Source organism: Cupriavidus sp. FW305-46, from assembly GCF_058787075.1.
In genome coordinates this window covers 1-19186 of the sequence record NZ_JBYSZI010000073.1, presented here as the reverse complement: position 1 = coordinate 19186, position 19186 = coordinate 1, and the positions used below count along the sequence as shown (strand labels likewise).

Genomic DNA, 19186 nt, shown 5'->3' with positions numbered 1-19186 from the left:
GTGCGCGATGCCGAGATCGCGCACAACGGCCACCATGCGGCGCGCCACGTCACGGGTCTCTTCACGCGTGGCGCCGGGCAGCACCGCCGCGAATTCCTCGCCGCCCAGACGGGCGCAGAACTGCTCGCCGGACAGCGTGCGGGCCAGGGCGCCGGCAATCTGCCGCAGGCAGTCGTCGCCGGCCACGTGGCCATGCAGGTCGTTGTATTGCTTGAACTGGTCCACATCCAGGATCAGCAGGCCCAGCGCCTGGTTGCGCTCGCACGCCCGGGTCACGGCCGCGATCGACTCGCGCTGGAAGTAGCGCCGGTTGCGGATGCCGGTCAGGGCGTCGATGTCCAGGTCGGCCTGCACCTGCCACAACTGCTCCTCGGTCTGGCCGAGCCGCGCGGTCAGGGCCAGCTCGCGCGACTGGAAGCGGCTGATGTCGCGCAAAAACAGCAGGCTGCCGATCTGCCTGCCGTCCAGGCGGGCGACACGCTCCACGGTGAGCTCGAAGGGCGCGCCCGGCGGCACGAAGGGCGTGGCCGCGAGGCTGGCAGTCTCGGCAGGCGAGTGCTGCAGCGCGGCTTCCCAGCCGGAGGGCAGGGGGTCGCCGCGGCGCAGGGCCGGCCAAAGCTGCGCGGCGGCCGGGTTGAATTCGACGATGACGCCGTGGCTGTCGACGATCACGCAGCCCTCGCTGAGGGCATCGAACACCCGCAGGCGGGCGTAGTGGCCGATATCGTCAAGGTGCGTGCGCAGCGCGCAGAACCAGACCAGCACCGCCATCAGCGAGAACGTCGCCGGCGTCAGGTCCCCGCCCAGCGGCCCGGTCCAGCGGTTGAGGTAGGCGACATTGGCAACCAGGGGCAGGGCCAGGCCCGACGCCAGGATGGCGCGGCCCCGCCGCGACAAGGCCCCATTGGGCACTTCAGCCGTCACCAGGAAATACAGGCTCACCCCCAGCAGCAGGTACGACCAGGCCGCCACCGCGGCATAGCCGATGCCGTGGTCGAACACCGCGCCCGGCAATACGCCGGGAGGCATCAGCGTGATGCGCGGCCAGATCAGCCGGTGGCGCTCGTTGGTGAAGACCATCACCACAGTGACCACCGCCACCAGCACGGGCAGCCACAGCCTGGACCAGGGCACCACATAGCGCGGGCGGCTCAGGTGCACCATCGCCACCAGCCAGCCGATCGGCACGGCGACGATCCCGAGGTACTGGATCTTGGCCCACAGGATGCGCCCTTCCAGGTCCGTGGAGCTGATCTCGAGCAGGCGGCCGCCGCTCCAGGTCGCCGCGCCGAATGCCAGCACCAGGAACGCCTGGACGGTCGGATCGTCGCGCCGCGGCCAGGTGGCGATGGCCATGCCGATGCAGGCGACCACGGCGACGGTAAGCAGGAGAACCAGGGAATATGAGGGCATTGAAGGCGGAGCGCGTCCCGAGACCCGGGCGTTGGTTCCGGCGATCCGCGATCTCGTCAGCCAGCATGATACCGGGCTGCGCGGCTGGCTTGGCAGTGGGTGCGCCGATGCAACAGGTGGCAGGCAAGGGGCGCGCGCGCGCCACTACCTGGCGCCGGGCGAACCGATCGGGATGATCGCCGCGACGGCGCAAGGCGGGGGCGGCCGGGTCATGCCGGCCGCGGGGTTTCGCGGACCAGCCAGAAGGGGACGTCGGTGACGTCCTTTTGCATGCCTTGCCAGTCAGGCATCAGGCCCCGCGTCAGCAGGTGGCCCCAGCCATCGATCCACTTCTGCTGGGTCCGCGCGTACAGTTCCAGCATGGCCGACGCATAGTGCAGCGGGCCGCCGATCAGCGGCAGCTCGCAGGCAATCTCGCGCGCGTAGAAGGCCTCTGGCTGCGGCGCGAGGATCGAGCCCATGGCATCGAACTGCAATTCTTCATACATGGTGCGGGCGAACTCCAGGTTGAGCTCGGCCATGCGGCGCCAGTTGTCCGCCAAGTCGGCCTGCATGGCCTCGACCTGGTGCGCGCCGGAGAAGAAGGTGGGAAACGGCCAGAAGCCGAGCGGCCAGAAGACTTGCGTTGCGGTCATCATCACGGGGATCTCCGGTGGTGGGGCGTGCGCGCAGCGGGGCGGCAGTTGCTGCACACGGCGATACCGCGATACGGGCGGCGGCACACCCGGACTAGCTTATGCGGTAACGGCGCGCATCGCCATGCCGGCATCCTGGCACCCTAGTGTGTCAATTACTTGCACCCCAGCCGCCTGGCCAGCTTATGCAGGTTGCTGGCATCGATACCCAGCTGGCGCGCTGCCTGCGCCCAATTGCCGCCCTGGTCCTTCAATGCCTGTTCGATGCAGGCGCGCTGGGTTTGCTCGACCGCGTCGCGCAGGGTGATGCCTGCGGCAAGCGCCGGGGCGGCGAACGCGCTGGCCATGCCGGCGCCGGCATGGTGTGCCGCGGGCACTTCCAGTCCGTCGAGGTCGAGCAGTTCAGGCTCCAGCGTCACGATGTCATTGCGGCCCGCGCCGCGGCTGACGGCACGCAGCGCCGCGCGGCTGATCACGTGTTCCAGCTCGCGCACGTTGCCGGGCCAGCGGTAGCTGCGCAGCGCAGCCTGCGCACCGCCTGACAGCCGCAGGCTGCGCAGCCCCAGGCGCGCGCGGTTCAGCTCCAGGAAGCGCCCGGCCAGCAGCAGCACGTCGTTGCCGCGCTCGCGCAGCGGCGGGATCGGGATCGGGTAGACCGACAGGCGGTGGTACAGGTCGGCGCGGAAGGAGCCGTCGCGCACATGCTCGCGCAGGTTGCGGTTGGTCGCGGCAATCACGCGCACGTTGACGCGGCGCGGGCGGTCCGAGCCCAGCCGCTGGATCTCGCCGTTCTGCAGCGTGCGCAGCAGCTTGGCCTGGATCGCCAGCGGCAGTTCGCCGACTTCATCGAGGAAGAGGGTGCCGCCGTCGGCGGCCTCGAAGCGTCCCGGGCGCTCGCCGGTCGCGCCCGAGAACGCGCCGCGCGCGTGGCCGAACAGCTCGCTTTCAGCCAGCGACTCCGGCAGCGCCGCGCAGTTGACATGCACCAGCGGCTGCGCGCGCCGGCGCGACTGGCGGTGCAGCCGGTGCGCGAACAGCTCCTTGCCCACGCCGGTTTCGCCCAGCAGCAGCACCGGCAGGTCGGTATCGGCCACCACTTCGAGCTCATGCAGCAGGTTGGCGATGGCCTCGCTCTGGCCGATGATCTCGCCGCCGATGTCGCCATGCTGGGCCGTGCCTTCGTCGGCCTCGGGCGTGCCGCGTGCCAGCTGCAGTGCGCGGATCTCGCCTTCCAGCCGGGTGGTGCGGATGGCCGCTTCCACGATCACCGTCAGCCGCTGCAGCTCGGCCTGGGCCGCGGCATCGAAGGTGCCGATCGCCAGCGCATCCAGCGTCAGCGCGCCCCAGGGCTGGCCGTCCACGGCCAGGCTGGTGCCCATGCAGTCGTGCACCGGCAGCGGCTCGCCGACGTGCTCGTCGATCAGGCCGTCGTATGGGTCGGGCAGCATGCTGTCGTGATGGAAGCAGGTCACCCCGCGCCGCGCCAGGATCGCGGCCAGGCGCGGGTGCAGGCCGACCGCAAAGCGCCGGCCCAGCGCATCGCGCACCAGGCCATCGACCGCAACCGGGCGCAGGTGGTCTTCTTCCAGCCGCAGCAGCGCCACCGCGCCACAGCGGAAATGCGTGCGCAGCATGCTGACCAGCCGCTGCAGGCGCACCGCATGCGGCAGGTCGGTGACAAGGTCGGCCAGCAACTCGGGATACATCGCGCTCGGTAGCATGGTTAAAAATACCGTCAGGGTGATAAGTACCGCGAGAAGTATAGGGTATTAGTTACCGTCAGTGTTTCAACCCATTGATCCGGATAGATTTTTTTCAGGCACGCTCCTCGCGTAAGTCGTGCAGGCATAACTTACACATGGAGCAACCATCATGACCTTGCAGGACCACTCGCTTGGCCAACTGGCCCGCCTGATCCCTGGTGCCACCCGGATCTTCCACGACTACGGGCTGGACTTCTGCTGCGGAGGCAAGCAGACCCTGCGCGACGCCGCGCAGCAAAAGGGTCTCGATGCGGCTGTCGTCGGCACCATCGACGCCCAACTGCGCGCGCTGCAGGACGAAGGGCCGTCGGCGCAGGACTGGAACACGGCGGCGCCGGCCGAGCTGATCGACCATATCCTCACGCGCTTCCATGCGCGCCATCGCGAGCAGTTGCCCGAGCTGATCCGCCTGGCGCGGCGCGTCGAGCAGGTGCACGGTGACCGGCCCGATTGCCCGCTTGGCCTGGCCGATCACCTGAGCGAGATGCTGGGCGAGCTGGAAACGCATATGCAGAAGGAAGAGCAGGTGCTGTTCCCGATGTTGTCGCGCGGCCTGCATGCCGCCGCGGGCCGGCCGATCACGGTGATGCGGGCCGAGCATGACGACCACGGCGTGGCCTTGCAGCGGCTGGCGGCGCTGACCAACGACATCACGCTGCCGCGCGCGGCCTGCAATACCTGGCGCGCGCTCTACCTGGGCCTGCGCACGCTGCGCGAAGACCTGATGGAACACATCCACCTGGAGAACAACGTGCTGTTCGAGATTGCCACGGCGCCCGCCGCCGCGCAAGCCACTGGCTGCGGTTGCTCGACGCACGCCTGAGCCCACCCGCCACCATAACCAACGACTTCGCATCATGGGTTCCTACCGCAGACTCTGGTTCCTGCTGATCGCCGTTCTGGCGGTCACGTTCTCCCTGCTCGGCTACTACGGCGTCGAGGTGTACCGGCAGGCCCCGCCAATTCCGGCCAAGGTTGTCGTGGGCGACGGGCGCACGCTCTTCAGCGGCGACGACATCCTCGACGGCCAGACCGCATGGCAGTCCGTGGGCGGCATGCAGCTCGGCTCGATCTGGGGCCATGGCGCCTACCAGGCGCCGGACTGGACCGCCGACTGGCTGCACCGCGAGCTGACTGCGTGGCTGGACCTGGCCGCACAGGACGCCTACGGCCGTCCTTTCGCCAAGCTCACCGCGCCGGAGCAAGGCGCGCTGCGCGAACAGCTGCGCACCGAATATCGCGGCAATGCCACGGATCCGGACACCAACGTGCTGACCGTGTCCAAGCGCCGCGCGCAGGCCATCGCCAATACCGCGGCCTACTACGACCAGCTCTTCTCCGACGCGCCGGCGCTGCACACCACGCGCGAGCACTATGCGATGAAGGAGAACACGCTGCCTAGCGCCGAACGGCGCGAGCAACTGACACAGTTCTTCTTCTGGACCGCGTGGGCCGCTTCGACCGCGCGCCCGGGGCATGAGGCCACCTATACCAACAACTGGCCGCACGAGCCGCTGATCGGCAACCAGCCCACCAGCGAGAATGTGGTGTGGTCGGTGATCAGCGTGGTGGTGCTGCTGGCTGGTGTCGGCTTCCTGGTGTGGGCGTGGGCCTTCCTGCGCGGCAAGGAAGAAGCGCCGCCGCAGGCGCCGGCGCGCGACCCGCTGCTGTCCGTGGCGCTGACGCCGTCGCAGCGCGCGCTCGGCAAGTACCTGTTCCTGGTGGTCGCGCTGTTCGTATTCCAGGTGTTGCTGGGCGGCTTTACCGCGCACTACACCGTCGAGGGCCAGAAGTTCTACGGCATCGATGTGTCGCAGTGGTTCCCGTACGCACTGGTGCGCACCTGGCATATCCAGAGCGCGCTGTTCTGGATCGCCACCGGCTTCCTGGCCGCGGGCCTGTTCCTCGCGCCGCTGATCAACGGCGGCAAGGACCCGAAGTACCAGCGCCTGGGCGTGGACATCCTGTTCTGGGCACTGGTGGTCGTGGTGGTGGGCTCGTTCACCGGCAACTACCTGGCGATCGCGCAGAAGCTGCCGGCCCACCTGAACTTCTGGCTGGGCCACCAGGGCTATGAGTATGTCGACCTGGGCCGCCTGTGGCAGATCGGCAAGTTCGCCGGCATTCTGATCTGGCTGGTGCTGATGATGCGCGGCATCCTGCCGGCGCTGCGCGCGCGCGGCACCGACCGCAACCTGCTGGCGCTGCTGACCTCGTCGGTGGTGGCAATCGGCCTGTTCTACGGCGCGGGCCTGGCCTACGGCGAGCGCACCAGCCTGACGGTGATGGAGTACTGGCGCTGGTGGGTGGTGCACCTGTGGGTGGAAGGGTTCTTCGAAGTCTTTGCCACCACCGCGCTGGCCTTCATCTTCTCCACGCTGGGCCTGGTGTCGCGCCCGATGGCAACGGCCGCCAGCCTGGCCTCGGCCTCGCTGTTCATGCTGGGCGGGATTCCCGGCACCTTCCACCACCTGTACTTTGCCGGCACCACCACGCCCGTGATGGCAGTGGGCGCCGCCTTCAGCGCGCTGGAAGTGGTGCCGCTGATCGTGCTGGGCCATGAGGCCTGGGAGAACTGGAGCCTGAAGCGGCGCGCGCCATGGATGGCAGACCTGAAGTGGCCGCTGATGTGCTTTGTCGCGGTGGCGTTCTGGAACATGCTGGGCGCCGGGGTGTTCGGTTTCATGATCAACCCGCCGATCGCGCTGTACTACATCCAGGGGCAGAACACCACGCCAGTGCACGCCCATGCCGCGCTGTTCGGGGTGTACGGGTTCCTGGCGCTGGGCTTCACGCTGCTGGTGCTGCGCTACGTGCGTCCGGCCTACCGGCTCAGCCCAACGCTGATGAAGACCGCCTTCTGGGGACTGAACCTCGGCCTGGTGCTGATGATCGGCACCAGCCTGCTGCCGATCGGCATCATCCAGTTCCTGGCCAGCGTCGAGCATGGCACCTGGTATGCGCGCAGCGAGGCTTTCATGCAGCAGCCCATCCTGCAGACCCTGCGCTGGGTGCGCACCTTCGGCGATGTGGTGTTTATCGTCGGCGCGGTGTCGTTTGCCTGGCAGGTGGTGCTGGGGCTGGCGAATCGTACGCCGGTGGCGGCGGATGCGGTGCCGGCGCGGATGAAGACGGCGGCACGTTGAAAGACAGGGAGCGAGAGGCAGTGCTTGCCCGCCCGGGGTTCCGGGCGGGCTTTTTTTATCCTGCCGATGCGTGGCGGCTCAACTGTTCCCCGCCTGCTGCGCCTCGGCTACGATTTCCCGGATGGCCTGCTCGAAAGCCTCCACCGGCTGCCCGCCGGTGACCAGGTAGCGGTTGTTGAAGATGATCGATGGCACCGACTGGATGCCCATGCGCTGGTACTCCTGGATTTCCGCGCGCACCGCATCGGCATAGTCATCGCTGTCCAGCACCTTGCGCGCCGCCGCGGCATCCAGGCCAACGGCCTGCGCGGCTTCGACCAGCACCTCGTGATTGCTCGGGTCCTTGCCGTCGGCATGGTAAGCGCGCAGCAGCGCCAGCTTCAGCGGCAGCTGCTTGCCTTCCAGGCCCGCCCAGTGCAGCAGCCGGTGGGCATCGAAGGTGTTGTAGACATGGGTGCGCTCGCCAAACGGAAAGCCCACGCCGGCGCCGCGCTCGCGGATCATGGCCTGGGTCTCTGCGATCTGCGCCGGGGTGCGCCCGTACTTCCTGCCGAGATAATCGACGATCGCCTCGCCCTCCGGGCGCATCCCCGGGTTGAGTTCAAACGGATGCACGACGATTTCGGCATCCACCGCATCGCCAAGGCGCTGCAGCGCGAGTTGCAGCGAAGACAGGCCGATGGCGCACCAGGGGCAGGCAATGTCGGAGACGAAGTCGATCTTGATGGGTTGGGGCATGGCTACTCCTGGCGTGGGCAGGGGCATGGCCCCGGTCCGGATCTGGAAACTGCCGACAGGGTAGCCTGACTGGCGAATCCTTGCAGGCGGGCACCGCGGCCGTGGCCGCGCGCCCGCCCCATCAGTACCCGTCAGTCCCAGCGGCGCCCGTGGCCGTGGCCGTCATTGTCGCCATGACGGTGTGCCCATTCGCGCTCGCGCCAGTCGCGGCGGTGGTCCCGATAGCCTTCGCGGTAGCCTTCCCGGTAGTAGCCACGGTGGTAGTCCCTGCGATAGCCGCGGTCATAGTCATAGCGTACCGGGACCGGCGCCACCACGACGGGGCGCGGTGCCACCACTACCGGGCTGGGCGCATAGGCAACCGGAGCCGGCGCATACACCGGCGCAGGGGCATAGACCGGGGCTGGACGATAGACCGGCGCCGGCTGGGCCACCACCACGCCCGGCACGCCGATGCCGATATCGATATTCACACCGGCGTACGCCCCGGCGCTGGCCACCAGCATTGCACCACCTGCTACCGCCATTGCGATGATTCGTTTCATGGTTGCCTCCCAAGGGGCGTTGGACATGGGCTCACTGTAGGGGGCGGGCCTGTAATATGGGGCGCGCGAAGTGTTGCAAGTGTGACGTGGTGTAACCCTGCTGCAGGGCCGGGACCTCTTGGCTACGCCTGTATCATGCAACCCCGTTGCCGAAGCTCTTCCCTTCCCTAGCTGCTCCATGCGCCGTACCGCCTTTGTCCTGCTGGCCCTGACCGCCTTCACCGTCATCCCCACCGCAGCCACTGCCGCCGCCGATATCCAGGCCGGCAAGGCGTTGTTCGCCACGCGCTGCGCCTCGTGCCACCACGTCGGCCGCAACGCGCGCGCAGGCTTTGGCCCGCAGCTGAATGGCATCTTCGGCCGTGCCGCGGGCGGCACCAGTGATTTCCAGTATTCGGAAGCGATGCGCGCTTCAAAGGTGGTGTGGTCGCATGACACGCTGCGTGCCTTCATCCATTCGCCCGGCAAGGTCGTGCCTGGCACGAAGATGCGCTTCTGGGGTCTCAGCGACGACAAGCAGATCAGCGATCTGCTGGCTTACCTGCAGACATTGCAGTAGGCGGGAAATGCGGCCCTGGCCCTTCCCCGGCCAGCGCGTCATGCGGATTCCGCAACGGGCAATCCTTCAACGACAGACACCCGCACCCGATACACCCATCCAGCTGGTCACGCAATTGCGTGAGCGTGCGGATCCGTTCATCCAGGTCATCGCGCCAGCTGGCCGACAGCCGGCGCCAGTCGGCCGCAGTGGGCGCACGCCCGTCCGGCAGCTTCTGCATGGCATCGGAGATCACCGCCAGCGGCAGCCCCATGCGCTGCGCCACGCGGATCACGGCCAGGCGCCGCAGCACGGCACGCGCATAGCGGCGCTGGTTGCCGCCGCTGCGGGTGCTGGCGATCAGGCCGCGCGATTCATAGAAATGCAGGGCGGATACGGCAATGCCGGTGCGCGCGGCGACTTCGCCGATGGAGAGCAGTTCTTCTGAAGGCGCGGCACGGCGTCGGCGCGGTGAGGGGAGGTTGTTCGCGGAAGCCATCGGCAGTGGAAGACACCAGTGGAACGGAGGAATGTCCATGCTACCACCAAGGCTGCGCTTGACCTAAAGCTAGGTTGAGGTTTGATACTTGCGACTCCACTGTTCGCCACGCCTCAAATACAGAGCTGATGACCATGTTCCCGTTCTCGCCCTCATCCTTGCGTTCCCCCGCTATGCCCGCGCTGCCTTCAATGCCCAACATGCCGGTTGCCCGCCCCAATCCCTCGCTGAGCCTCATCAATCCCGAGGGCCTGTACGACCCGCGGCCCAACGGCTATTCGCATGTGGCCATGGTGGAAGGCCCGGCCCGCATCGTCTATATCGCGGGGCAGGGCGGTGAGGACGCGGCCGGCTGCCTGCCGCTCGATTTTCCGCGCCAGGTGGCACGCGCCATGCAGAACCTGCGCATCGCGCTGCAAGCGGCAGGCGCCGACGTGGGCGATGTGGCCAAGCTCACGGTGCTGGTGGTCGACCACTCGCACGACCGCCTGCGCACCTTCGGCGCGGCGCTGCGCGAGATGTGGGGCGACAAGCCGACGCCGGCCTGCACGCTGATCCCGGTGCCGCGGCTGGCGCTGGACAACATGTTGTTCGAGATCGAAGCGACCGCGGTGCTGCCGGGCTGACCGCAACTCAACGACTGCGTGATCGCCGAAGTGGCGCGCGTGGTCGGGCGCGGGCGGATGAAGGCAATGTTCTTCGGGCCGATGCCAAAGGCAGGATTGCCTGCAGCCGCAAAGCAGGCCTGGGCTGCACCGCTGCGGCGCTTTGCCGCAGCGGCTGTCCCATCTTCAGCGCGGTGCGGCGCTGAAAGTCTTGTTGACGATCTTCCAGACGCCGTCGATCTCCAGCAGCGTCATGTAGTCGGTGAAGGTCACGCCCGGATACTCCAGCACCACCTTGGCCACACCGGCATTGCCCACCACATCGAACTGCGTGATAAAGCGCTTGCGCTGCGCCTCGTCCGCCGCGGGATGGCCGGGGCAGCGCGCCGAGGCGAATTCCTCGACCGTCAGCGAATGCAGCTTGCCATCACGGAACGAGACGATGCGCGCATCGGCGGCAAACGCCTTGTACATGAACTCGGCCTTGCCGGTGATATGGCCCTGCAGGTAATCCTCGATTGGCGCGAGCGCGGCCACGTGGCGGGAAGTCAGGCCCGTTTCTGAATACGTCATGGTCTCCTCCAAAACTGGGGCGGCACCGGGTTACCACCTCATGCCGCACGTTGAAAGCGCTGATTGTATTCCAGTTTTGTATGCAAACGTGCAGGACGCCGCCGCTTAGACCGATGTGGCGATGAGTTCACGTAGCCAGCGGTGCGCCGGATCGCGATGCACGCGCTCTGGCCACAACATCGACATCTCATAGCCCGGCACTTCGACAGGCGGTTCCACCACCTTCAGTCCCGGCACGCCGCGCACCAACCGCTCGGGCAGCATCGCCACCAGATCGGTGCTGGCAACGGCCGACGTGACAAACAGGAAGTGGGGCACCGAAAGCACCACCCGCCGCTGCATGCCGGTCAGTGCTAGCGCCTCGTCGGTGACGCCGTAAAAGCCGCCGCCGTCCGGAGACACGATCACGTGGTCGAGCGCGCAGAACTGCGCCAGCGTGGGCCGCCGCTTCAGCCGCGGATGGCCGGCGCGGCCCGCCAACACATAGCGCTCGGTGAACAGCGCACGCCGGTGCAGGCCCGGCGGCGAGCCATCGGTGGTGTGTAAGGCCAGGTCCAGTTCCGCACGCTCGGCCTGCCGGGCGATGCGCGGCGGCACCATCTCGACCACGGCCAGGCGCGCGCCGGGCGCCGCCATGCGCAGCGCCTGCAGCGCCGGCAGCACGATGGTCGATTCGCCGTAATCCGTCGCGGCCACGCGCCAGGTGTGGGTCGAGGCAGCGGGATCGAACGGAATATCGGACGAAACCGCATGCTCCAGCGCGCCCAGCGCTTCGCGCAACGGCCCGCGCAGCGATTCGGCCTTGGCGGTGGGACGCATGCCGCGCGGGCCCGGCAACAGCAACGGGTCGCCGAAGTAATCGCGCAGCCTGGACAGGTGCACGCTGACCGAAGGCTGCGACAGGTGCAGCCGCTGGGCCGCGCGGGTCACGTTGTGCTCGGACAGCAGCACATCCAGCGTCACCAGCAGGTTCAGGTCCAGCCGCCTGAGATTAGTCATGACAATACCTGGGATATTGGATATTCATTTCTAATATAGCGGACGACGGCCTATTCTGGCTTCACTCAATCATTGGAAGCCGCTGTCATGAACGTATTGCTTGTCTATGCCCACCCCGAACCGAGGTCGCTCAACGGTGCGATCCGCGACTTTGCCGTGCAGCGCTTGCGCGATGCCGGGCACCAGGTCCAGGTCTCGGACCTGTATGCGATGCAGTGGAAGTCGCAGCTCGACGCCGCCGACACCAAGGCGCCATCGGCCAACGTGCCCTTCCATCCGTCACTGGATTCGAAACATGCCTTCGAAAACGGGCTGCAGAGCGATGACATTGCGCGTGAGCAGGACAAGCTGCACTGGGCCGACGCCGTCATCCTGCAGTTCCCGCTGTGGTGGTTCTCGATGCCGGCCATCCTGAAGGGCTGGGTCGAGCGTGTCTATGCCTATGGCTTTGCCTACGGCGTCGGCGAGCACTCCGATGAGCGCTGGGGCGACCGCTATGGCGAGGGCATGCTCGCCGGCAAGCGTGCCATGCTGATCGTCACGACCGGCGGCTGGGAATCGCACTACAGCTCGCGCGGGATCAATGGCCCGATCGACGACATCTTGTTCCCGATCCACCACGGCATCCTGTACTACCCCGGGTTTGACGTGCTGCCGCCGTACCTGGTGTATCGGACCAGCAAGGTTGATGAGGCCCGCTTTGCCCGGATTCGCGAGGAGTTGGGCGAGCGGCTGGATGCGCTGGGGACGACCGCACCGATTCCGTTCCGGCGGCAGAACGCGGGGGACTACGAGATTCCGCAGCTGACGCTTCGCGAGGAGGTTGCGCCGGGGGCGGTGGGGTTCGGGGCGCATGTGGAATAGGCGGCAGGCCGCTCGCCGCACCCATGCCGGACTTTCTCCGCCCGAATATCCGCCCGCGCCGCCACCGTGCGCATCTCGGGCAAATCCCCTACCTACCCGCCCCATCACCGCCGCGCGATTTCCCCTGGCCGGAGTTTGCGCTAGATCGACACGCGCACCTAGGTTCCTGACGCGCAGTTCGCCCTCGACAGCGCCATCCCAGTATCAACTGCACCGGCCCGGCAACGTTACTTTTGAGGCCGGTGCTGCTACCGAGCCGAACGACAATCATCGCGACTGCGAGTTGCTGGGGTTCGTTCCAGAACCCTCCGCAGGCTATCTCATGAGAAAAATGTAAACAATTTCCGTGACCGGAAAATTCTGTCCAACCCGGGGAGAGCAGTGGATCCCGCCGCAGAGAAGGCACTAGAAGAAGTCTGGGGGCAAGGCAAGGGCGGCGTCATGAAGCCGGGTGACGCCATTTGCCGGGTACCAATAGGGATCGCATGCTAGCGAGCAACTCGCCCTCGACTACTCCATTCCTGGTACCGACTGTACCGGCTCGGCGACGACCCCATTCGAGGGCGAGGCCGACATCAAGCTGAACGACCACCCCTCGATTGCGTGCTGCTGGTGTTCCAGAGCCAGTCGCCGCAGAACATCTCACGCGAAAATGTGAAAAATTGCCATAAACAAGGGAGTAGGCCAAATCGGCCGCGATATCCTGCTGCGGCCCAGCGCCGGACCCAATCCCTGGCCGATATTAGAGAATTTAAATTCTGATTTTAGTATTTATATTCCGAATTTTCTGATGGTTCTTGGGGAATATTCCTGCATGGTCCGGAAAGTGGGCTTGGTATGATGTGTGCGCCCGGACTCTCGGAGGTGTGTTCTAGCGCTCCACCCTAGTTTCGGATCGCTGGTGGCCTTGGATGAGTGCGTTCACTCAAGCTAGGAGAGCAAGAATGTCGACTCGATTTCGCTGTGGAGAAGCTACGAAGGTTGCCAGCCAACGATGACCCGGTCTGCCGTGGGCGGGGGCACTCGTGCATCCATGAAAGGCGGTTGTTGCAGTAACGAAAGATAATCGAAGGGGCAATGCAGAATGTTTGGTCGCTCACCAATGAGACTCGTCAAGAATCGTCGGTTGCTTGATGCGGCGTTGCTTGCTGGCGCAATAATTCTTGCATCGGTCGTGCTCTGGGCGCACGCCCAAGAGCGCCACGATCTCCCCCCATTTGACTACGAGAAGGCGAAGCAGCTTTCGCGAGGAAAGAGAGCGGGGTATGAACGGGACCTGTTCAACGAGCTGTACGCCTGGAACACGGGCTCGCCAAAGTACATGGGCATCGACGGCACAAATCGCCGTGAGGCTGATTGGATGGCCATGGCTCAGGACGGGTATGAGCTGGCTTATATCACGCTGCAGGTTCTCCAACCGTCCACCGGTATTCGCTACTCCGTAAAGGACCCACTGACGCGACTTACCGAATTGTCTGCTGGCGGAGATACGGGGGCTATGTGCTTATACCTGAGCTTGATTGACACAGACCCAAACGGCAAAGAAGCAAAGTACATTGATACGGGCTTTGCCTATCTACGAAGAGGGGCTGAACTCGGCCATCCCGCCTGTTTGCGGAATGTGGGTTCCTTTTTATTGAGAGGAATTTATGGATTTCCGCGGAATGTTGCTGAAGGGTTCGATGCGGAAATTCGATCGGAGCGAGAAGGCTACGGTGGCGCCGCGTCTATAGCTATTTATCTCGCGCGCAAGCCAATCATGAATGATGCTGACTGGCAGCGACTCTATTGCTGGCAGCAGTTGGCTTCAAAATACGTAGTTTATTCAGAATTCAACACGGTGATATTTCAGCTTACCAATCCGCTCAAGAAGCCCAGTTCACACAATGTGGCATTGGCAGAACAGCTAGCCAAATGGTCACCGTCCTTGAATGAATGTGTTGCACTTGGGCTTGGAGATGAATGATGGGAACACTCCAGACACAGTGGAAAGCACAAGCAAATCAGTTGCAGGACGCCGTGTCCAGATGGAATGCGACGGCACAAGATTTGGTGGATCATAAGGCACCACCAGAGCGAATATCCCAAGCGCGCCTCAATGAGCTCGCTGCCGTCAAGCAATACAACGACTTCCTTAATAACGCCAAGCAGGACTATGCAAAGGCGACGCAGTACGAAGCGCGTCTGCGTAACGAGCCCAATCTGTCTGCGCTGGAACGTCACCAACTGGAAATCACCCGCGATGCGCTGAATGCGCGAGCCGGCGAGTTTCAGCAATTCGCAATCGACAACAAGCTGTTCCCCCAGTCTGCGAATCCGGTGAAGCTGGACGGCAAGATCTATTACGACAACGGCCACACAGAGTGGGATACCGGTACCGCACGAGGGATACTGGGTTCCGCCATCGATAGTGGCAAGTCGGTGTTTTCGGCCGGTCTCGAATGGATTACGCCAAGCAACGCTACGAATCAGCTTGCTTGTGCGGAGGGCTTCAATAGCCTGGTGGGTGCCGTGACTGGCAAAGTTCTGTTCAACCCGGGCAGAGCAGTGAATCCCGCGCAGAGAAGGCCCTAGAAGAATTCTTGGGGGCAAGGCAAGGGCGGCGTCATGGAGCCGGGTGAAGCCATTTGCCGGGTACCAATAGGGATCGTCATGCTGGCGAGCAACTCGCCCTAGATAACTCCATTCCCGGTACCGACTGTACCGGATCGGCGACGACTACATTCGAGGGCGAGGCCGACATCAAGCTGAACGACCATCCCCCGATTGCGGGCTGCTGGTGCTCCGGAGCCCGTCGCCGCAGTACATCTCACGGGCAAATGCAAAAAATTGTCATAAATAAGGGAGTAGGCCAATCGCCCGCAATATCCTGCTGTGGCCCAGCACCCGACGCGATCCCTGATCGATATTAAAAAATTTAATTTCTGATCTTATAATTTTTATTCCGAATCTCCGGATGGTTCTTGGGGAATATTCCCCCATGGTCCGGAAAGTGGATTTGGTATGATGCATGCGTCAGGAAGGGGGCGTAAGCCTCTATTTGCCAATTCCATAGATCATGTTGCTCAGCAAAACCGTTGGCGCATTGCTGTTTGGTCTGCGCAACCATCACCCATCGGAGTCAGTTCCCGAGAGCGTTTCGCTCGCGCGAGCGAAAAAAAATAGGGAGCTATGCAAACATGCGATTTCCAACCCGGGAAAGGACCAGCACTTGGTTGAGACGGCGGGTAAGCGGAAGCTGCCAGAAATTCCCTGTCTTGGCTTACGCAGCATTGACGCTTGTGGCCGTCGGCATGAACGGTGGTTGCAGCGAATTATCCACCAAGCCGACATCATCCCCTCCAGCGCCACAGGCAAAGAGCACCGTCGAGTTTCATCCTGCTATCCGCCAGCCTGGGTAAAGAACTACAAGAATCTTCCACCTGAGGTCATTCCGGGTGCCAAACTCGGCTATTCGAAGGAGGAGAGCGCAAAGCGGTTAAGGCCGGAGGTGAGGGAGTTGCTGGATCTTCTGCGGAGAATCTACTACGAGCCAGCGTTGCTAGCGCATCCCAAAGAAGTATTGAATCTCCTTCACGTCAAATCGGTGAAGCGCGATGAGTTTCGGACGAGGATGAGCGATGGTTCTATAGATCAGAGTTTTAAGGAGTACTTCCGAGCAGGCGGACTGTTCGATAGGGGATACTGGCGTGGCTACTACGTCTATCAGGGTTTTGATAACGATATCCCCAGGGAAAGATGGGGAGCTCGCATCGAGGTTGAACTCGATCGGAAGCTGGAATGCATCGATAGTCGTGCCGTGGAGGGATACATCGATCTGCCGATCGACCCGGGACTTTGGCCGCCACTGAATCCCGTTCCGCGCGAGCGTTGGGACCGTCACGGCATTGGCACCGGCGGCGGACTCATTGCTCGCAGCCCTGCCTCGTCAACCGCTGGGGTAACCATGTGGTTCGCTGATGGTTGCCTAGCCGCAATTGGTGCTGGCGCGAGGTTTGAAAACAAGAAGGTGTCGAATGAAGAAGTTTTCAAGCGGTGACCCAGTATTCTTGACCCTGGCACGTTCGGAGGGAATTAACCGGGTAGCTCTCGACGGATTTGTTGCGCAAGTAAATAGCAACCCCGTACTTAATGGGTATTTCTCCCGCATTGGTTCGGATCTAGTTGTTCGAGTAAAAAGCGATCAAGAGGTGTCCACCGCGAGGGACGGGGCATTTTTTAAACCGATACCGAACGACGACGGTAAGTTCGAGATCGCCCTGAACCCGAACTGGTTCATCGGCCCGAACGCCAAGTTCCCATCGACGGCCACCCTAACCGTCAGCCACGAACTCGACCATTACACCCGCGTTGGGCAACTCCAGAAGTCAATGGAGATCCTGAACGACCCGTCCCGATCTCCTATAGATCGCTTGAGTGGCTACATCGAGCTGCGCATGCAGACTGAGGTAATGGGTGCCCGCGCGGAGTTTCAGGCGCTGCGCGCGGCCTATGGCATTGCACCCGACGCGCCGATTCCCGAGCGCTACCAGATGCTCCTGAGTGCCAGCGACCGGCAACTGCTCAAGGTCGAGGCCAATGGCTATGCACAAGGCCTCCGAGGCGGTGCCTTGGACAACTACTTTGCCGAGCACGGCGCCGGTGTCCTTTCCCGCAACACGACCTATTGGGAGCGCTACACAAATGGAATTGCCGAGCAGATTGGCGTCCCGGGAATCGCCCAATATCGACGTCGCGCAGCCGCGCCACGCCATTGCTGTAACAGCATTTCTGCGCAGTGCGAACAACGTGACGAGGGTTTTGACAGACTCCCCTGGCAAAAACAAGAACGAAGCAGGAGTTTTGCAGTATGAGCAACATCATTTTTCGTGCAAGCCTCACTACGAGGTTTACCTCATCGATCGTCACCGTCAAGACCGAAGCCGCTGACTCTTTGGTGCCCACCTTCGAGACGGGGGTGTAAATGCTTCTCACGAGTTCGCGCCGACGCAGGCAAACGCCCTTTCCATTTTGGAAATCATATATCGGCACTTGGAGTCGCCTTTCCATCTTCCGATCGGTATGCCAAGTATGTGCGGTGAGCGGGTTATTGCTAGCGGGGTGTGGGGCAATTGTAAGTGGAACCACTTCAACGGCGAACAGCCTTGATCAAGCAGCTACGCGCGAACGCATTACGAAGCTGCGCGCGGAACAAATTGAACAGATCCGCTCCCTGCAAGCTCAAGGTGATCCGATGGGAGATTATCTATTCGCGCTTGCCAATGCGGAAGGGTGGATCGGGGAACACCGCATCAGTGACCCAGTGGCGATCAGAGACCTCTACCAGAAGGCTGCCGATAACGGCTCGAGCGACGCGATGATTGCGTTGGGGTTGATGCTATTTGATGGTCGCGGTGCTCCGCAATACACGAAGGGGGTCTACTTGCCACGCGAACAACAAGACATGAAGAGGGGTCTTGAGTGGCTTGAACGAGGGATGAAATCCCGCTGCTCATACGCGCAGCCACTCTACAACGCAATGGCCTCGGTCAACAAACAATGCCTTGTTTTCAGATCACCCGCCCGCTGGGTATGGCCAGCTTTTCGTGATGGCCGAACGCGCCGTAATTTGGATGGTTCATTCACCTATGTTCTAAAGCCCGATGCCGAACGTGAGCGTTATTGGCGCGAAAAGAATGCGGCGTGTGAGGCGTCAGCCGAAGTGCGCACAACCGCGAAAGATTGTTCATATTGAGTCCGTTTGCTATGGTGAGCAGCAGAGTTTCCCTTCCCGATCAGCATGCCGGCATGGCGCTGGCCAATAACTCGTACCTAGACCCCATTGTTGATGTACCAAAGGGGTGGGAGAAGATGGACTTGTCCAAGGCGTTGCTCAATTTGGAGTTGATTGGAATTTGCAAACCAACGCGTCTGGAACTATCGAGAATCGATTCGAGGTGTTCATTAACGCGACGGACAATCAGATAGTTTTTTCATTCAAGGGATCGGACGCCCTGTCGAATTGGACGTCCGACCTCCTCAACAACGGATCCAGCGAGTTCTTCAAGATCCAAGCGCAGGCGCAGACAGCCCTTGAGGCGCTACGCGCCGACCCAATATATGAGGGATACTCATTCTCGACTACCGGCCATAGTTTAGGCGGTGGGATGGCACAGACGTTTGCGCTAAAGAACAACCTGGATACGCAGGTCTACAACAGTCTTCCAATCCCCTCGGTGACGATCAATAGCGACTATTTTGGCGAGGGAGGCTATGAGGCAGCCTTGGCACGATATGTTGCTGCAGGACACAACGTACAAGATATTCGTACGCCGAACGATATTGCGACCTTCTACTACGGTCGGGATTCCGCCGGTGTCTATCTTTCAGAGCTGACTGATCAACAAGTCACGATGTTGCCGGGCACATTTATGCCCGAAGCGTTCAAGACCATTCTGCTTGCGGGAGCAACCCCATTCGGCTTGGCTACGTTTGGAATGGACCATACGATGGGAGCGCTGTTTGCTGGGCAGCAAGGGCTCAGCGTTGATCCGGCCACTGGCAAATACCGAATCCCACCGAATCACGCCGATTTTGCGGCTATCCCTGCCAATGTGCGTGAGCAATTCGGAAGCCTAAGCTCCAGCCCGGTGGCGAACGTCATTCAAGAGGGCCAAGATTCCTATGTTGTCCAGCGCGCTGACGGTACGCAGCAGTGGGTTCGCGTAGACCAGAGTACAGGGGAAACTCTGATTCAGCAGCGAAACAGTTTTGGCGGGTACACCGAATTGACAATGAACGCTCGCGACAAGTCAAGCGCTGTCGTGACGCAATATGACCGTGACCGGGATGTCATGCAGTCAGGTCAATTATTCGGGGATGGTAGTTC

General features: G+C 62.9%; 18 protein-coding genes and 1 pseudogene (1 of these 19 cut by a window edge). 11 read left to right on the top strand and 8 right to left on the bottom strand.

Annotated elements, in window-relative coordinates:
- The 3 genes and pseudogenes from AC3WON_RS27075 to norR form a co-directional block, all read right to left on the bottom strand.
- A pseudogene (locus AC3WON_RS27075) lies at nt 1–1413 on the bottom strand (histidine kinase N-terminal 7TM domain-containing protein); it reaches 200 nt to the left of the window's first position.
- Nucleotides 1414–1622: 209 nt separating this feature from the next.
- Nucleotides 1623–2051 (bottom strand): polyhydroxyalkanoate granule-associated phasin, encoded by a 429-nt coding sequence (locus tag AC3WON_RS27070; RefSeq protein WP_492318454.1) that lies wholly within the window; start codon nt 2049–2051, stop codon nt 1623–1625.
- 152 nt (nt 2052–2203) lie between these two features.
- Nucleotides 2204–3769 carry a nitric oxide reductase transcriptional regulator NorR gene (gene norR, locus AC3WON_RS27065; protein ID WP_492318348.1) on the bottom strand — a complete coding sequence of 522 codons (1566 nt, stop codon included), beginning with the start codon at nt 3767–3769 and terminating at the stop codon, nt 2204–2206.
- A 151-nt stretch (nt 3770–3920) separates the two neighbouring features.
- Here norR and ytfE point away from each other — a divergent pair, with 151 nt between their 5' ends.
- Complete coding sequence (gene ytfE, locus AC3WON_RS27060; protein WP_492353111.1) at nt 3921–4634, top strand: iron-sulfur cluster repair protein YtfE; 714 nt, start codon at nt 3921–3923, stop codon at nt 4632–4634.
- A 34-nt stretch (nt 4635–4668) separates the two neighbouring features.
- Complete coding sequence (locus AC3WON_RS27055) at nt 4669–6957, top strand: nitric-oxide reductase large subunit (RefSeq protein WP_492353110.1); 2289 nt, start codon at nt 4669–4671, stop codon at nt 6955–6957.
- 78 nt (nt 6958–7035) lie between these two features.
- Here AC3WON_RS27055 and AC3WON_RS27050 read toward each other — a convergent pair whose 3' ends face one another.
- Both AC3WON_RS27050 and AC3WON_RS27045 read right to left on the bottom strand, forming a co-directional pair.
- Nucleotides 7036–7695 (bottom strand): DsbA family oxidoreductase, encoded by a 660-nt coding sequence (locus tag AC3WON_RS27050; RefSeq protein WP_436224698.1) that lies wholly within the window; start codon nt 7693–7695, stop codon nt 7036–7038.
- Nucleotides 7696–7826: 131 nt separating this feature from the next.
- A complete protein-coding gene (locus AC3WON_RS27045; protein WP_492318352.1) occupies nt 7827–8240 on the bottom strand; it encodes a hypothetical protein in 414 nt (137 codons plus the stop codon).
- 178 nt (nt 8241–8418) lie between these two features.
- Here AC3WON_RS27045 and AC3WON_RS27040 point away from each other — a divergent pair, with 178 nt between their 5' ends.
- Complete coding sequence (locus AC3WON_RS27040) at nt 8419–8799, top strand: c-type cytochrome (protein ID WP_492318353.1); 381 nt, start codon at nt 8419–8421, stop codon at nt 8797–8799.
- Here AC3WON_RS27040 and soxR read toward each other — a convergent pair.
- A complete protein-coding gene (gene soxR, locus AC3WON_RS27035; RefSeq protein WP_492318354.1) occupies nt 8762–9277 on the bottom strand; it encodes a redox-sensitive transcriptional activator SoxR in 516 nt (171 codons plus the stop codon). The genes AC3WON_RS27040 and soxR overlap by 38 nt on opposite strands.
- 200 nt (nt 9278–9477) lie before the next feature.
- Between soxR and AC3WON_RS27030 the strand changes: the two genes are divergently transcribed.
- Nucleotides 9478–9903, top strand: coding sequence for a RidA family protein (locus tag AC3WON_RS27030; protein ID WP_018315435.1), 426 nt, complete (start codon nt 9478–9480; stop codon nt 9901–9903).
- Between the two features lie 165 nt (nt 9904–10068).
- Here the strand turns inward: AC3WON_RS27030 and AC3WON_RS27025 are convergent, their stop codons facing one another.
- Both AC3WON_RS27025 and AC3WON_RS27020 read right to left on the bottom strand, forming a co-directional pair.
- Nucleotides 10069–10455, bottom strand: a complete 387-nt coding sequence (locus tag AC3WON_RS27025) for a nuclear transport factor 2 family protein (RefSeq protein ID WP_010810825.1) — start codon at nt 10453–10455, stop codon at nt 10069–10071.
- A 105-nt stretch (nt 10456–10560) separates the two neighbouring features.
- A complete protein-coding gene (locus AC3WON_RS27020; RefSeq protein WP_492353109.1) occupies nt 10561–11454 on the bottom strand; it encodes a LysR family transcriptional regulator in 894 nt (297 codons plus the stop codon).
- Between the two features lie 87 nt (nt 11455–11541).
- On the opposite strand from AC3WON_RS27020, the gene AC3WON_RS27015 reads away from it, so the two are divergent.
- From AC3WON_RS27015 to AC3WON_RS26985, 7 genes are all read left to right on the top strand, one after another.
- The gene (locus AC3WON_RS27015) at nt 11542–12318 is read left to right on the top strand and encodes an NAD(P)H-dependent oxidoreductase (RefSeq protein ID WP_492353108.1); all 777 of its coding nucleotides are present in this window, start codon (nt 11542–11544) and stop codon (nt 12316–12318) included.
- 1102 nt (nt 12319–13420) lie between these two features.
- Entirely contained in the window at nt 13421–14284 is an 864-nt protein-coding gene (locus AC3WON_RS27010; RefSeq protein WP_492353107.1) for a hypothetical protein, read from the top strand.
- Nucleotides 14281–14892 (top strand): hypothetical protein, encoded by a 612-nt coding sequence (locus AC3WON_RS27005; RefSeq protein WP_492353106.1) that lies wholly within the window; start codon nt 14281–14283, stop codon nt 14890–14892. Before AC3WON_RS27010 ends, AC3WON_RS27005 begins: the two co-directional genes overlap by 4 nt.
- A 484-nt stretch (nt 14893–15376) precedes the next feature.
- Nucleotides 15377–16357, top strand: a complete 981-nt coding sequence (locus AC3WON_RS27000) for a hypothetical protein (RefSeq protein WP_492353105.1) — start codon at nt 15377–15379, stop codon at nt 16355–16357.
- The gene (locus AC3WON_RS26995; RefSeq protein ID WP_492353104.1) at nt 16335–17171 is read left to right on the top strand and encodes a hypothetical protein; all 837 of its coding nucleotides are present in this window, start codon (nt 16335–16337) and stop codon (nt 17169–17171) included. Before AC3WON_RS27000 ends, AC3WON_RS26995 begins: the two co-directional genes overlap by 23 nt.
- A 110-nt stretch (nt 17172–17281) precedes the next feature.
- A complete protein-coding gene (locus AC3WON_RS26990) occupies nt 17282–18052 on the top strand; it encodes a hypothetical protein (RefSeq protein ID WP_492353103.1) in 771 nt (256 codons plus the stop codon).
- 160 nt (nt 18053–18212) lie between these two features.
- The coding region (locus tag AC3WON_RS26985) for a Tle-like phospholipase domain-containing protein (protein ID WP_492353102.1) at nt 18213–19186 on the top strand (974 nt) is incomplete at its 3' end.

Coding starts and splice junctions, on each gene's coding strand:
- AC3WON_RS27005 (WP_492353106.1), top strand. CDS start 14,281: ATGATGGGAACACTCCAGACACAGTGGAAAGCACAAGCAAATCAGTTG.
- AC3WON_RS27045 (WP_492318352.1), bottom strand. CDS start 8,240: ATGAAACGAATCATCGCAATGGCGGTAGCAGGTGGTGCAATGCTGGTG.
- AC3WON_RS27050 (WP_436224698.1), bottom strand. CDS start 7,695: ATGCCCCAACCCATCAAGATCGACTTCGTCTCCGACATTGCCTGCCCC.
- AC3WON_RS27055 (WP_492353110.1), top strand. CDS start 4,669: ATGGGTTCCTACCGCAGACTCTGGTTCCTGCTGATCGCCGTTCTGGCG.
- ytfE (WP_492353111.1), top strand. CDS start 3,921: ATGACCTTGCAGGACCACTCGCTTGGCCAACTGGCCCGCCTGATCCCT.
- AC3WON_RS27010 (WP_492353107.1), top strand. CDS start 13,421: ATGAGACTCGTCAAGAATCGTCGGTTGCTTGATGCGGCGTTGCTTGCT.
- AC3WON_RS26995 (WP_492353104.1), top strand. CDS start 16,335: ATGAAGAAGTTTTCAAGCGGTGACCCAGTATTCTTGACCCTGGCACGT.
- AC3WON_RS27000 (WP_492353105.1), top strand. CDS start 15,377: ATGTTGCTCAGCAAAACCGTTGGCGCATTGCTGTTTGGTCTGCGCAAC.
- AC3WON_RS27020 (WP_492353109.1), bottom strand. CDS start 11,454: ATGACTAATCTCAGGCGGCTGGACCTGAACCTGCTGGTGACGCTGGAT.
- AC3WON_RS27040 (WP_492318353.1), top strand. CDS start 8,419: ATGCGCCGTACCGCCTTTGTCCTGCTGGCCCTGACCGCCTTCACCGTC.
- AC3WON_RS27025 (WP_010810825.1), bottom strand. CDS start 10,455: ATGACGTATTCAGAAACGGGCCTGACTTCCCGCCACGTGGCCGCGCTC.
- AC3WON_RS27030 (WP_018315435.1), top strand. CDS start 9,478: ATGCCGGTTGCCCGCCCCAATCCCTCGCTGAGCCTCATCAATCCCGAG.
- AC3WON_RS26990 (WP_492353103.1), top strand. CDS start 17,282: ATGCTTCTCACGAGTTCGCGCCGACGCAGGCAAACGCCCTTTCCATTT.
- norR (WP_492318348.1), bottom strand. CDS start 3,769: ATGCTACCGAGCGCGATGTATCCCGAGTTGCTGGCCGACCTTGTCACC.
- AC3WON_RS27015 (WP_492353108.1), top strand. CDS start 11,542: ATGAACGTATTGCTTGTCTATGCCCACCCCGAACCGAGGTCGCTCAAC.
- AC3WON_RS27070 (WP_492318454.1), bottom strand. CDS start 2,051: ATGATGACCGCAACGCAAGTCTTCTGGCCGCTCGGCTTCTGGCCGTTT.
- soxR (WP_492318354.1), bottom strand. CDS start 9,277: ATGGCTTCCGCGAACAACCTCCCCTCACCGCGCCGACGCCGTGCCGCG.